This is a genomic window from Colwellia sp. MB02u-14 (assembly GCF_014076915.1).
Classification (GTDB): domain Bacteria; phylum Pseudomonadota; class Gammaproteobacteria; order Enterobacterales; family Alteromonadaceae; genus Colwellia_A.
Map to the genome: position 1 here is coordinate 370,204 of NZ_JACGUX010000087.1, position 14,321 is coordinate 384,524.

At 37.4% G+C, this 14,321-nt stretch carries 12 protein-coding genes and 2 pseudogenes; 3 read left to right on the forward strand and 11 right to left on the reverse strand.

The window, feature by feature from the left end:
* From H4J52_RS18020 to H4J52_RS18045, 6 genes are all read right to left on the reverse strand, one after another.
* Positions 1 to 357: a metalloregulator ArsR/SmtB family transcription factor gene (locus H4J52_RS18020; RefSeq protein WP_182223334.1), complete on the reverse strand. Its 357-nt coding sequence runs from the start codon at positions 355 to 357 to the stop codon at positions 1 to 3.
* Between the two features lie 218 nt (positions 358 to 575).
* Complete coding sequence (parE, locus tag H4J52_RS18025; RefSeq protein ID WP_182181876.1) at positions 576 to 2,462, reverse strand: DNA topoisomerase IV subunit B; 1,887 nt, start codon at positions 2,460 to 2,462, stop codon at positions 576 to 578.
* A gap of 60 nt (positions 2,463 to 2,522) precedes the next feature.
* Complete coding sequence (locus H4J52_RS18030; protein WP_182225338.1) at positions 2,523 to 3,119, reverse strand: YqiA/YcfP family alpha/beta fold hydrolase; 597 nt, start codon at positions 3,117 to 3,119, stop codon at positions 2,523 to 2,525.
* Position 3,120: 1 nt separating this feature from the next.
* On the reverse strand, positions 3,121 to 3,882 hold the full coding sequence (locus H4J52_RS18035; RefSeq protein ID WP_220460687.1) for a metallophosphoesterase: 762 nt from the start codon (positions 3,880 to 3,882) through the stop codon (positions 3,121 to 3,123).
* A gap of 5 nt (positions 3,883 to 3,887) precedes the next feature.
* Positions 3,888 to 4,382, reverse strand: a complete 495-nt coding sequence (locus tag H4J52_RS18040) for a DUF1249 domain-containing protein (RefSeq protein ID WP_182223332.1) — start codon at positions 4,380 to 4,382, stop codon at positions 3,888 to 3,890.
* Positions 4,383 to 5,021, reverse strand: a complete 639-nt coding sequence (locus H4J52_RS18045) for an NUDIX domain-containing protein (protein ID WP_182223331.1) — start codon at positions 5,019 to 5,021, stop codon at positions 4,383 to 4,385.
* 196 nt (positions 5,022 to 5,217) lie between these two features.
* Here H4J52_RS18045 and tolC point away from each other — a divergent pair, with 196 nt between their 5' ends.
* Positions 5,218 to 6,579 (forward strand): outer membrane channel protein TolC, encoded by a 1,362-nt coding sequence (tolC, locus tag H4J52_RS18050; protein ID WP_182225339.1) that lies wholly within the window; start codon positions 5,218 to 5,220, stop codon positions 6,577 to 6,579.
* A 237-nt stretch (positions 6,580 to 6,816) separates the two neighbouring features.
* Here the strand turns inward: tolC and H4J52_RS18055 are convergent, their stop codons facing one another.
* Entirely contained in the window at positions 6,817 to 7,659 is an 843-nt protein-coding gene (locus tag H4J52_RS18055) for an HDOD domain-containing protein (RefSeq protein WP_182223329.1), read from the reverse strand.
* 262 nt (positions 7,660 to 7,921) lie between these two features.
* Here H4J52_RS18055 and yegQ point away from each other — a divergent pair.
* Together yegQ and H4J52_RS18065 are read left to right on the forward strand one after the other, a co-directional pair.
* A pseudogene (yegQ, locus tag H4J52_RS18060) lies at positions 7,922 to 9,314 on the forward strand (tRNA 5-hydroxyuridine modification protein YegQ).
* 9 nt (positions 9,315 to 9,323) lie between these two features.
* Positions 9,324 to 9,568 (forward strand): annotated as a pseudogene (locus tag H4J52_RS18065) (YfhL family 4Fe-4S dicluster ferredoxin).
* Between the two features lie 59 nt (positions 9,569 to 9,627).
* Here the strand turns inward: H4J52_RS18065 and H4J52_RS18070 are convergent.
* The 4 genes from H4J52_RS18070 to rppH form a co-directional block, all read right to left on the reverse strand.
* Positions 9,628 to 10,461, reverse strand: a complete 834-nt coding sequence (locus tag H4J52_RS18070) for a thymidylate synthase (protein ID WP_182181870.1) — start codon at positions 10,459 to 10,461, stop codon at positions 9,628 to 9,630.
* Between the two features lie 60 nt (positions 10,462 to 10,521).
* Positions 10,522 to 11,343 carry a sulfite exporter TauE/SafE family protein gene (locus H4J52_RS18075; RefSeq protein WP_182181869.1) on the reverse strand — a complete coding sequence of 274 codons (822 nt, stop codon included), beginning with the start codon at positions 11,341 to 11,343 and terminating at the stop codon, positions 10,522 to 10,524.
* 36 nt (positions 11,344 to 11,379) lie between these two features.
* Positions 11,380 to 13,656: a phosphoenolpyruvate--protein phosphotransferase gene (gene ptsP / locus H4J52_RS18080; RefSeq protein ID WP_182225340.1), complete on the reverse strand. Its 2,277-nt coding sequence runs from the start codon at positions 13,654 to 13,656 to the stop codon at positions 11,380 to 11,382.
* Positions 13,657 to 13,795: 139 nt separating this feature from the next.
* Positions 13,796 to 14,302: an RNA pyrophosphohydrolase gene (gene rppH, locus H4J52_RS18085; protein ID WP_146799994.1), complete on the reverse strand. Its 507-nt coding sequence runs from the start codon at positions 14,300 to 14,302 to the stop codon at positions 13,796 to 13,798.
* Positions 14,303 to 14,321: the final 19 nt, after the last annotated feature.

Here is a 14,321-nt window from a genome sequence, read left to right on the forward strand (position 1 = left end):
TTATTCGCAACATTTTTCCTGCCTGGTAGGCCGATTGCCCATACCCATAAGGTTAACGACACATTGCGCTATGTATTCTTGATTATTAACATTTGATAATTCGATCACTTCTTTTTGCCATTGCGGAATAACATCAACGAGACGATAAAAAACCCAGCGCCCTACTTTTCGTTCAGACAGCAGTTTATGTAATTTAAGTTGAGCAATATGACGGGATATTTTGGGTTGAGATAGACCCAAAGCTACCGTTAGTTCACAGACACACAGCTCTCTTTCCATCTGTATAAGTAAAATTATTTTTAGCCGTGTATCGTCTGCTAAGTTTTTAAAGAATTGAACAGCTGTAGAATTATTCATAAATTGGCAAAGTATTTATCAGAACGTTTATTTAGAAACGTCTATAAAATATAAATTAACAGGCATTATATATGTTTAAAAAACACATACGAAAAAACATATGTTATTTTATATAAAGAATATTTGCAAATACACAATAAAAATAAATATCGAAGGAGGAAAAGTGAGGCAAAAAAAAGCATGAGTTAACTCATGCTTTTATTTTTCAAAACGAACAGTTAAATTTCAATCATATCGCCTTTACTTTGTAACCATGTTTTTCTATCTGGGCTACGTTTTTTTGAAAGTAACATATCCATAAGCTCCATGGTTTCAGAATGCTCATCAACGGTTAATTGTACTAACCGTCTGGTATTAGGGTCCATGGTCGTTTCACGAAGTTGCAAAGGGTTCATCTCACCCAATCCTTTAAAGCGTTGCACATTCACTTTACCCCGTTTTTTTTCCGCTTCTATTCGGTCTAAAACACCGTCTTTTTCAGCTTCATCTAACGCATAAAAAACTTCTTTACCTACATCGATACGATAAAGTGGTGGCATCGCCACATAAACATGTCCTTTTTGTACCAGCGGCAAAAAATGCTGCATAAACAGGGCACACAATAAGGTAGCAATGTGTAATCCATCAGAGTCGGCATCGGCAAGGATACAAATTTTTCCGTAGCGTAATTCTGACAAATCATCACTGTCAGGGTCAATGCCCAATGCCACAGAAATATCATGTACCTCTTGTGAGGCCAGTATTTGTCCCGAGTCGACTTCCCACGTGTTTAAAATTTTACCTCTAAGCGGCATGATCGCCTGAAACTCACGATCTCTCGCTTGTTTAGCACTACCTCCAGCAGAGTCCCCTTCCACTAAAAACAATTCAGTTCGGGTAATATCTTGACTACCACAATCCGTTAATTTTCCAGGTAAGGCAGGTCCTTGAGTAATTTTTTTACGAATTATTTTTTTACTCGCTCGTAAGCGACGTTGAGCATTTGAGATACAAAATTCAGCAAGGTTTTCTGCTATTTCAGTGTGTTCATTTAGCCATAAACTAAAAGAGTCTTTAACTACCCCTGTAACAAAAGCGGCGCATTGTCGAGAAGATAAACGCTCTTTAGTTTGACCCGCAAATTGAGGTTCTTGCATTTTTACCGACAATATATACGAACATTTATCCCATATATCGTCCGGGGTTAATTTAACGCCACGTGGGATCAGGTTTCTAAATTCGCAAAACTCTCGCATTGATTCTAATAAACCTTGTCGCAAGCCATTAACGTGTGTACCCCCTTGAATCGTTGGAATTAAATTAACATAACTTTCACCAACCCCTTCCCCACCTTCAGATAGCCACGTTACCGCCCAATCAGCGGCCTCATGTGAAGAAGTAAAAGTGCCAACAAAAGGTTCTTCAGGTAAACAAATACAGGTTTTAAGAGAGTCTTTGAGATAGTCGACTAGACCGTCTTCGTAATACCATTGATATTTTTTGTCTTCATTTTTATCATGGAACTTAATTGTTAAGCCTGGGCATAAAACAGCTTTAGCTTTTAATAAATGAATTAAACGACGAGCAGAGAAATTGGGTGAGTCAAAATACTTAGGATCAGGCCAAAACTTAACTCTTGAGCCAGTATTTCTTCGACCTACTGTACCGGTTTCACGCAGTTCTTCAACTTTTTCTCCGTGCTCAAAAGCCATTTCATAGACTTTAGCATCACGGCGAACTGAAACGTCAACCCGAGTCGAAAGGGCATTCACGACAGAGATGCCAACACCATGTAAACCACCAGAAAATTGATAGTTTTTATTGGAAAATTTACCACCGGCATGAAGTTTACAGAAAATAAGTTCGACACCTGAAACCCCTTCTTCCGGATGTATATCTGTTGGCATGCCTCGACCATCATCGATAATCTCTAGCGATTGATCTTTATCGAGGACTACCGTGATATTTTGTGCATGCCCAGCTAATGCCTCATCGACCGAGTTATCAATAACTTCTTGGCCTAAATGATTTGGACGGGCTGTATCTGTGTACATGCCCGGACGGTGTCTTACTGGGTCTAAACCACTGAGAACTTCAATGGAGTCTGAATTATATTGTTCGCTCATTTAACTATTCTAATAATTTTTATGATGAAAAAATGTTTTAATACCTATCGGTCTATTTTATCAATCCGTTTGGTATAAATTAAAAAACATCGCAATTTGGGGTAATACTTTTGAGTAATGAATAAAGCTGTGATCACCACCTTGTTGAACAATTATTTGGCAGTCACAATATTTATCTACAGCTTCTTGATAATCTAACACTTCATCGCCTGTTTGTACCATGACCAAGTAATTATTTTTAGAAATAATTACTTGGTCAATATTTTTTAGTGACTTTATAAAGTGTTTTTCGATTAAAAACACCTCATTAGTATAAGGATTAGTCTGCTCGCCTAAATAATCAGCTAACAACTCAAAAGGCTTAACAGCAGGGTTAATTAATGCGGCTTTACTTTGATATTTTTCGGAGAGATACGTGGAAAAATACCCTCCTAGTGATGAACCAATAAAATACCAAATGTTTTCTTTATTACTTTTTGAATCAATTAATGTCGTTAACTGTTCAATAACTGCAGCTGGTGACGACGCGAGTTGAGGGCTAAAAAAGGAGATATTAGGGAAATGTTCACCAAAGTAATTTTTCGTTAATTGTGCTTTCATCGACTGTGGCGATGAATTAAAACCATGTAAATATAAAATATTAATGTGCTTAGACATTTTATTCCTTTGATAAAAAATAGTGATCTGCCTTTATTCTTCCATCAGAAAATAAAGAAAAAACACGGTACCCAGCCCCTTGCCCATTAGAAGTTCCACTACTCTTAGTTGTGTCAAATTGAATAGATGTTGCAGGACACGTAAATAACGAAAGGGAAGATAACGGCTCTGCATGTAACGTTAATGCTTGGTGAACATGACCACAAGCAATAGCTTTTATGCTCGAAAATTTATTAATCGTTTGCCAAAAATGCTCTTTATTTTCTAAACCATGTTGGTCAATAAAATACCCCACATCAATAGGATGGTGGTGCATCATCAGTAATTGATGTTTTTGTATATCGACAGTTGATTCTAGTGCGAACAAATCTCGGGTAGTCACTAACCCTTTTGGCGTATCACTTTTACTATTAAGTAAAACAATTTGCCAGTATTGTTCATTGATAACTTTTTCATTGATAAAGGGCGGGACTGATAAATACTTATCAAGTAATTCATGCTCATCATGGTTGCCCGCTAGGTAATAAAAGGGCACCGTTATACCACTTTCAAGTACCGCTTGCACAAAACGTTGGTAAGATTTCTCACTGTGGTCTTGCGTAATATCACCAGTGAATACGATCGCTTTTACTGCATGGTGATTTTTAATCTCGTGTAAAACACAGACTAAGTTTTGATAAACATTTGCACCATAATGCAGACCATCAGTTTGGGAAAAAAGATGACAATCACTTATTTGGGCTATTTTATAAAAAGGTGACAAAAGGATTACTCAAAAAGTGATAAGTTAACTTGACCTAACTTTAAACAAAGTTGCAGCCATTCTTTTAGAAATTGGTTAATCTGCTCCTTTTCATCGGGTAAATGCATTTTACTATTAGGATAATCGTATCGGGGTTTAACTTGCTTAATATCTTGATTGCTAATCACTTCTGCCATTCTGGCATCATGATATAAGCGAATTGTCATTTTAGGGCGTAAGATACGATCAAATATCGTTTGATTATCGTTACCCTTCACCTTTTTATCTTGCTTTGCATGAGGCAGTTCTTGACAGATACTAATAAGACTGGTGTAACGCGTAATTTCAAGTATCGTTATGTTGTAAGATAAAAAATCAGAAATAAAAAAGTCCCGTTTATCACCAACAACCTCTCCATCGTTATTACTTGCCAGTAAACGCACTAAGAACATATAGTTTATTTCACAAAGATTCATCAAGGTTGATAATCTAGGTTGATATTTCTTACTTTGCTTTATCATTTACGAAGACCATTTTTGCTGCAGCTGATGAAAGTTATTCTGTAGCCATTGTAACCCAATTATTGTTGCTGCATTGGTGATTTTCCCGTTTTCTAAAAGCGATATTGCCTGCTCTCTTGGCATGACATGTAACAAAATATCTTCATTTTCAGTTTCTAAACCATGCACACCATAAACATTTTCGCTATTAACATTAGCGACATAGAGGTGAATGACTTCACTCATACCACCAGGGCTTGAAAAATACTCCAGTACTTTATCTAACTGATTTTTATTCAACGTTAAGTCAGCTTCTTCTTTTGCTTCGCGAATAGCAACGTCAATAGGAGCTTCATCTTGGCCAAACATACCCGCAACAAATTCTAATAACCAGGGGGTTTCACCCTGACCAATAGCACCGACACGAAATTGTTCGATTAAGACAATACGGTCATTGGCGGCATCATAAGGTATTACAACTACCGCATGACCGCGTTCAAAGACTTCTCGCGTTAATACCTTACTTTCCCCACCATCAAATAAGCGATGACTAAGTTGATATTCATCCATTTTAAAAACACCTTGATAACAGGTTTTTTGTTGATAAATGGTGACATCTTCAGATGAAAACCGTAAAGATTGAGTGTTTTTTTTATACATAAACTTGTTTTTTTATCCATAATAAAGATTTTTAAGTAGAGAAAATATTACAGTTGAAGTAGCACTAGCAAAAAACATTTTGTTACACTAGAATGCTTTCCTAAACACTTATTTTATTTAGCTAAATAGAAAATAAGGATACGATAGTAACATAATAATATAGCGCACATGGCACACTCAAAGGAATAGCTCACTCATGAAAAAAACAATTTCGGCACTTATCATCGGTTTGGTTTGTGCAACTAACTCTACGTTAGTTAACGCTGAAGATTTATTGAGCGTATACAAACAAGCGCAAGCCAGTGATCCTACAGTATTAAAACTTCAAGCTTTATTTAATGCATCAAAAGAAGATATTGATCAAGCGAGATCTGTTTTATTGCCACAACTTAGTGCTGCTGCTAGCTACACAGAAAGTGAGGGTGAGTTTATACCTACATCAGATGATGGGAAATCGTCTGATCAAACACTGACTAATAAAAGTGATAGCCTACGCTATGGCCTTAACTTAAACATGCAACTATATAATCATAGCACTTGGTTAAGATTAGATAATGCGAAAAAAGCAGCCCATCGTAGTGATGTAACTTACCAATCGGCAAAACAAGAATTAATTGTTCGGGTAACAACAGCTTACTTTGATGTGCTCAGTGCAAAAGATGATTTAGATTTTGCAAAAGCTGAAAAAGCCGCAATAGAACGTCAATTAGAGCAAACAAAACAACGTTATTCTGTTGGCCTAAAAGCGGTGACGGATGTTCATGAGGCACAATCACAGTACGATAATGCTGTTACTTCTGAAATTCGTGCTGAAAATAGCGTATTTACTGCTGAAGAAGCCTTACGTGTTATTACTAATGTTTATCCTCGTGATTTAAATATATTAAATACTGAACGCTTTAGCACTTCTCGTCCTATACCTGATAGCGCTAACGAATGGCAACAAACAGCTGAAGCTAAGAACTTAGATCTTATTAGTCAAAAAATAGCGGTTGACGTAGCAAAAGAAAATATCAATATTGCAAGATCAGGTCATTACCCAACGTTAAGCCTAACCGGTAGCTATACAACTTCGGATCAAGACAATGAAGTAAACAATATTACCTTTAACAATCCTGCACTAGATAGTCAGTCTATCGGTATAACTTTAAACGTGCCTATTTATTCAGGTGGTGCTATCACAAGTGCTGTTCGTCAAGCGCAAAGTAACTATGTTGCCGCAAGCCAAGATTTAGAACAAACACACCGCAATGTTGTTCGTAATACACGAAATGCTTATAACACAGTGATTGCTGCTGTTTCAGCAATTAAAGCCCTAGAGCAAGCGCTTGTTAGTGCTGAGAGTGCATTAAAAGCGACAGATGCTGGCTTTGAAGTGGGTACTCGTACTATTGTTGATGTATTAGATAGCACGCGTAATTTATACAACGCAAAACGTAATTTGTCTTCAACGCGTTATAACTATGTACAATCAATTTTATCGTTAAAACGTGCGGCTGGAACCATTAGCGAGCAAGACTTAGTTAATATTAACAAAGGGTTAATAGAAGCTAAGTAAACGAATTGTTCATTACCATCCATGGCACCACGCTATTGCCTCCATGGATGAAGCTACTTAGTTATTGTCTGGAACAAAAAAACTGACCGTTGACGTGCATGGATGGACTAATGCCTAGAAAGACAGGATGTCTGAGAGAGGCCATCCTGAACATATACGTTCATTGCCATCCATGGCACCACGCTATACCGTTCATCCTGAACATAAAAAAGCCCTGAAATTCAGGGCTTTTTGTTATTAACTAAACATAGCTTTTACATCAGTCACCATTTTTTGAAATTCTTCGCTCTCCATAAAGTTCACGTCAGATAAAATGCCTTTATTCACATAACTCTTTAAAAGCACTTCACAGGTAGATTCATTTTTGAAAATACCGTGATAAATAGCACCGACGCGAATAAAATCTAAGTAATGAGCTTCTGCTGGCAATACCGTTAAATCCCCCCAACTCGTCACTAAAGTGATAAAATCGTTTGAGAATCCCCAAGCTTTAGTCACTTCCCCACCTATATCTCCAGATAACTTGGCGATAGCTTGCTTTAAGAATGTAGGGTTAGCGAAAACATCTGGGTGCTTTTCAGCTTCAGTTAAAATCGGTAAAACACCAATGTTATGCACGAGCGCGGCGAGGGTTAATGTATCTAATGTTAATGACGTATGTTTATGGCCTTGTATATAAAAAGTCATTAAGCTAATTGCGACAGAGGCAACATCGATAGTTTTTTCCCATGATTGTTTCAAATACATTGAAACAATCTTATTTTTAGAAACAAATACTTGTTCTAATGCCATTGCTGTAGCAATGCTTTTTATTTGGCGAAGCCCAATACGAGTAACCGCTTGATTAACTGTTTCTACTTTTACAGAACGGCCTAAAATAACGCTATTAGCAACTTTCAACATACCCATAGACAATGCTGGGTCATGACCGATAATATCACTCATTTGGTTTAAATTAATATCTGGATTATCTGCAGCCTCACGTACCTTGAGTGCTATTTCTGGTAACGTTGGCAGTACAAGTGCATCTTGTTTAATCTTTTCTACTAAAATTGTATAAAGGGCATTTTCAGCTCCCATAGTCTCGCCTTAATTATTATTATGATTTATAACTTCTAATACATAAAAAATAGCACACTTTTATGCTTATATTATTATTTTAAGTCAAATATTAGTAAATTTTTCAATACGGTACCTTTACAGATTTACCGCCTGTATTTGTAATTTATGTATTTAATGACTTATTATGATTTTCATCAAAGAACAGCTTAATAAGCTGATTGCCTAAGGTAAACGAAATTCTTATAATTTGCAGAATTTAAAATAACCTGCCTCATAAATTATCTTAGCACCTCAATTACTCTCTCCTGCTGGAAGCTTAAAAAATATGCGTTATGCCTTTGCTTACGAGGCTGATGCGGTCTATGCAGGCCAACCTCGTTATTTTTACGGGGATCTAATAATGAATTCAATCTAGAAAATTTGAAGATTGGTATCAATGAAGCTCATGCGTTAGATAAGACGTTTTATTTAGTTAATAATATTGCCCCGCACAATAGCAAATTGAAAACCTTTATTAAAGATATTGCCCCCGTTATAGCAATGAAACCTGATCTGATAATCATGTCTGATCCTGTACTCATCATGACGATACGAGAAGTATTCCCCGATATGGCAATTCATCTCTGTGTTCAAGCAAATACTGTAAATTGGGCAACAGTGAAATTTTGGCACCAATAAGGCGTTGAACGCGTTATTTTGTCACGTCAATTATCGATTGATGAAATTGAAGAGTTACACTTTCACTGCCCTAAAATGGATTAAGAAGTTTTTGTACGTTATGCGTGGCATATTCTGGCCGTTGCTTATTATCTGGCTATATCTATAAGCGTGACCCAAACCAAGGAACATGCACGAATTCATGTCGGTGGAAGTACGATAGCCATCAAGTAAAAGAAAACGAAACAGGCAATATAATTGCAATTAATCCAGAGATATTAGTAAAACCACAAATATTTACACCTAGCCCAAAAGACATCATCATTCCAGAGCAAAAACCAGTCGATGAACTTGTTTTACTTCAAGAATAAGGCCGACCCGGTGAATATATGTATGCGTTTGAAGATGAGTACGGCACTTACATCATGAATTCAAAGGATTTACGCGCTGTTGAACATGTTGAGCGTTTCGTTAAAATAGGGGGACATTCATTGAAAACAGAAGGCAGAACAAAGTCACTTTATTACGGGGCTCGAACTACACGAATTTATCGCCCAGCCATTAACGATACTTTAAACAATAAACCTTTTAATAAAAACTTAAATATTGATTTAGAGCATCTTGCTCACCGTGGTTATACCGAAGGTTTTTTAAAGCGTCATCGCCACGGTGACACACAAAATTATGACCAAGGCTATTCAAAGGGTGGCACCCAACAATTTGTTGGCGAAGTATTAGCTCACAACGAACCAACAGGTTTAGTTGAAATTGACGTAAAGAATAAGTTTTTAGTGGGTGACCACTTAGAACTAATAACACCTACAGGTAATAAATCTTTTACCTTGTCTCACATGGAGAACGTTAAGGGATAAGCCATTCTTGATACAAAAGGATCTGGCCATAAAGTATCAATCCTTTTAGAAACAGAGCATGATCTAACCTTTGGAGTTATTATGCGCTACCTTGACCAAGGAAGTACAACACGCCATCCCTTTGCAAAAAATCAACTAACCTAGTGACACTTTATGGCACTTATTATCCAAAGCACATGTATCGACTGTGATATGTGTATCCAGAATGCCCTAACGAGGCGATCGCATTAGGTGAAGATATTTACGAAATTGATACCAGTAAATGTACCGAATGCACCGGGCATTATGACAAGCCTACTTGTATTAGCGTTTGCCCTATTAATTGTATCAAAAAAAATCTAAAGCATATTGAAAATGAAGCGACGCTCTTAGCTAAATTTATGCGTATGCATGGTTAACTGTATTTTCAGCTAAAAAAGGAGCTAACCAGCTCCTTTTTTATTTAAGATAGAGGGTACTAAACAGAAATAGGCGCTTTTATATGAGCGTGAGATTTATAATCAACTAATTCAAAGTCTTCAAAAGTAAAATCAAAAATACTGTCTATGTCAGGGTTTATTTTCATGGTTGGCAAAGCTAATGGTGTGCGCGAAAGTTGTTCGTCAACTTGTTCCATATGATTTGAGTATAAGTGTGCATCGCCAAAAGTATGTACAAAATCACCTAATTCTAAATCACAAACTTGTGCGATCATCATCGTAAATAAAGCATAGCTAGCAATATTAAATGGCACCCCTAAAAAGATATCAGCACTACGTTGATAAAGCTGACACGAAAGTTTGCCATTTAAAACATAAAATTGAAAAAGTGTATGACACGGTGGTAAGGCTTGTTTGCCCTGTGCCGCATTTTCTGATGGACTAATAGATGTATCAGGTAACAATGCCGGATTCCAAGCCGTGATAATATGACGTCTAGAATCAGGGTTAGTTTTTAAGTCGTGTATAAGTTGTGCAAGCTGGTCAATCGTTTCACCGGTTGCAGATGGCCAATTACGCCATTGCACCCCGTACACTGGACCCAGCTCCCCCTCTTCGGTAGCCCAAGCATCCCAAATTTTCACACCGTTTTCACTCAAATACGCAATATTAGATTCACCCTTGATAAACCATAATAACTCATGAATAATTGATTTTAAGTGGCATTTTTTAGTGGTAACCAGCGGAAAACCTTTAGCTAAATCAAAACGCATTTGATAACCAAAAATACTTTTGGTGCCCGTACCTGTGCGGTCTGATTTTTCAACACCGTTATCACGAACATGTCGCATTAAATCTAAATATGCTTTCACTCTATTTCCTTCTCTAAAAATGCGTAGTCTTAAACAAACGGTATTTTATACAAAATGTTATTAGCTTAGTATCATTTTTAACGCAACTAACATTAAAAATATCGCAAATGCTTTTTTGATAGTACTCACGGGTAACTTGCTTGCCGCTTTAACCCCTATAGGAGCAAAAAAAGAAGACGTTATGATAATACCGAGCAAAGCTGGTAGATATACATAGCCTAAGCTGTATTCGGGTAAATGTTCTTCTCCAAAACCGGCAATAACATAACCACTAACACCAAATATAGCGACAACCATACCACTGACTGTTGCCACCCCAATAGATTGACGTAAAGGCACTTTAAAGTAACTTAGTACGGGCACCAAAATAGCGCCACCCGCAATACCCATAAGGCTTGCTAAGATACCGGTGAAAAAGCCAATAAGCTTAATGATGATATTTTTAGGTAGTTTTTCATCATCACTATTATTAATCAATTTATGTTTCTTGGCACGACTAATCGCAATAAACATATATGATGAGAGAAGAAACACCGCAATAGCAAACGTATTTTTTAAGGCTTCCACTGAAAGTATATCAGCAATAAAAGCGCCCAATAATGAGCCTAATGCAATCGCTAGCATTAATAGTTTTGCCAGGGGCCAAGGGATATTACTATTACGATGATGTGCCAAAGCAGCAGAGAGTGAAGTAATAACAATAGTGGCTAACGAGGTGGCAAGTGCCATCGGCATCACTAAGTTTGGCTCAATCCCTAACTGTGGTAATAAATAAACCAAAGCAGGGACAATAATGAGCCCACCACCAATACCTAAAAGGCCAGCACAAAAGCCGACAACCGAGCCGAGTAATACGCAAGTTAGAAAAATACTCAATAACATTATTAACTGCTTCTTAAATTAAAGTAACAAAGAAAACTACCTGCCTGCACGTACGAAGCCGCCTAAACCAAATAGCTCAAGTTGTTCATTTAAATAGCTGTGTACTTTTTTAGACGTTGATAGGGTAAGCACATGCGCCAACATCAATTTAACTTGATGAAAGTCAACATGACGGATCACCCATTTTATTTTTGCAATATTATGCGCGTTCATACTGAGTTTGTCATACCCCATTGCTAATAATAATAAAGCACCTGCTGGTTCACTCGCTAACTCACCACATAAGCTCAATGGCACTAATGAGCGAGTTGATTGCTCAGCTATATGGTTAAGTGCTCTTAAAACCGCGGGATGATATGAATTATATAAACCTGAAACACGTGCATTGTTACGATCAACCGCTAATAAATACTGGGTTAAATCATTACTACCTACCGAAAAAAAATCAACCTTGTCCGCTAATTCAGGCAGTTGATAAATAATACCCGGCACTTCAATCATTATACCAATTTTGGGACGAGTAAGCTTTTTTTCACTGGTAAAGTTAAGTTCAGCAGACAGTTCATAATAAGCTTGATTGATTAAACGAGAAGCTTCATCTACCTCTACAACACTTGAAATCATCGGTAACATTATTTCTAAGTTTTCTTGCCCAACATTAGCGCGCAACATCGCACGTACTTGTAACAGGAAAATCTCAGGGTGGTCGAGTGTGATACGTATGCCACGCCAACCAAGAAATGGATTGTCTTCATTTATAGGAAAGTATGGCAAAGACTTGTCGCCACCCACATCAAGCGTACGCATAGTAACAGGCTGATTGGGGAAGGCGCTTAATACTTGACGATAAAGTTGAGTTTGCTCACTCTCTGAAGGAAAACAACTACGATTCATAAAAGGAATTTCAGTACGATATAAACCGATCCCCGCTGCCCCTGAGTTTTTTGAATGTTCAAACCCTGAAGAAAGTCCTGCATTTAATTGCAGTTCAATAGCATGACCATCTTTTGTAATAGCAGGTAATTTCTCTACTTTTTTAACCTTATCAGCAAGTCGTGTCTCTTGTTTAATTAAGTGCTGATATTCACGTTGTAACGCCTCGTTAGGCTGAACAAAAAGCTCACCACTGTAACCATCAACAATGCAGTTTTTTTGATGTAAACGACTCAGTGAAATTTTATCGATCCCCATTACAGCGGGCACACCTAAAGCTCTTGCTAAAATAGCCGCATGGGAATTATTAGAGCCTAATAGCGAAACAACACCTTTCAAACCTTGGTGTTGATACTGCGCGAGCATAGCAGCGGTAACTTCTTCAGCAACGAGTATAAACTCGTTAGGAGGCGCTTTTTCATTGATATTTAAATTTTTTAAATTTAGTAGTAAACGATTACCCAAATCACGGATATCACTGGCTCTTTCACGAAAGTAACTATCATCTAATGCTTCAAATTGAATTACATAACCATCAATTATCTGCTTTAAAGCACTTTCAGCAGTCCAGCCTAGTTTTATTTTATCAGACACCTCTTTCCCGATATTAGCATTGTCTAATAGTTGCTTGTACATATCGAAAATATCAAGAGAACTGTCAGCAATAATGCCTTGCAGTTTACTTGTCATGAGATCGAAGTCTATGCGTGTTTTCGTAACCGCTTCTTCAAAGAGTTGTAATTCTAGAACAGGGGTTTTAGTTCGCTGCAAATATACGGTGGCTAAACTTACCACAGGATAAACAACAAACATTTCGCCTATCATGACCCCTGAAGATCCAGCAACACCTTGCAATGCTTTAGTCCAATGACTATTGGTATCTTGCTCGGTGATTAAAAAATTAGCTTCGGCATTGGCTAATGACGTTGCTAATTGGGCTGATAAAGTCACTAAAAAGGCTTCTTCATTTTCGGTAAAATACCTAGCCTCTTTTTGTTGAATAGAGAGTATGCCCAATACTTTACGGCGATGAATAATGGGGGTACCTAAAAAAGCATTGAGTTCATCTTCTTCAACTTCTGGGGCATGAACAAATTGTGGATGATGTTGCGCGTTCGCAATATTGAGGGGTTCTTCTCGTTGACCAACTAAGCCGACTAACCCTTCGGTGAAGCCAATCGTTGTTTGACCTAATGAACGTTCTGCTAATCCGTCAGAAGCCACCAATAAAAAATGTTGTTTATGATGATCCGCAAGATAAATGGAGCAACAATCAGTATTCATCGTTTCTTTTATTTGTACAACCATACGATGCAAAGCACTGTCGAGTTCAGCATTTTGGCTAAATTCAAGAACGATTTTACGTAGGGTTGTTAACATACTGCTCCTTAAATAAAAATAGCTTGCAAGCAAGCTATTTATAACCTATTACACTTTAAGATACAGCTTATATCTTAAAGTGTAATAGGTATATTATACATCTGTTGTTTTAATCGTAAAAACGGCTACATAATAATAATCAACTACGTCGTTTACGGTTATGATGACGATAAGAAGGCATAGACGCCTGCGCAAATTCCTTCATCACTTTACGGTAAACTTCACGTTTAAAAGACACCACCTGACGCACTGGGTACCAGTAACTTACCCAACGCCAATCATCAAACTCTGGATGATCAGAGTGAAGCAAGTCAACCGCAGACTCTTCTGAAGTTAGCTTAAGTAAAAACCATTTCTGTTTTTGCCCAATACAAACAGGTTTACTTTCATGCCTAATTAAACGTTTTGGTAATTTATATCTCAACCAGTGTTTTGTCGAAGCAACAATACTGACATGTTCCGGTTTTAATCCCACTTCTTCGTGTAATTCCCGGTACATGGTTTCTTCTGCTGTTTCTCCCTCATCAACCCCCCCTTGTGGATATTGCCAAGAGTGTTGACCATAACGCCTAGCCCAAAACACTTGTCCTCTATCATTGATTATGACTATGCCGACATTAGCTCGATAGCCTTCGGCATCTATCAAAGGAATTCCCAATAACTTC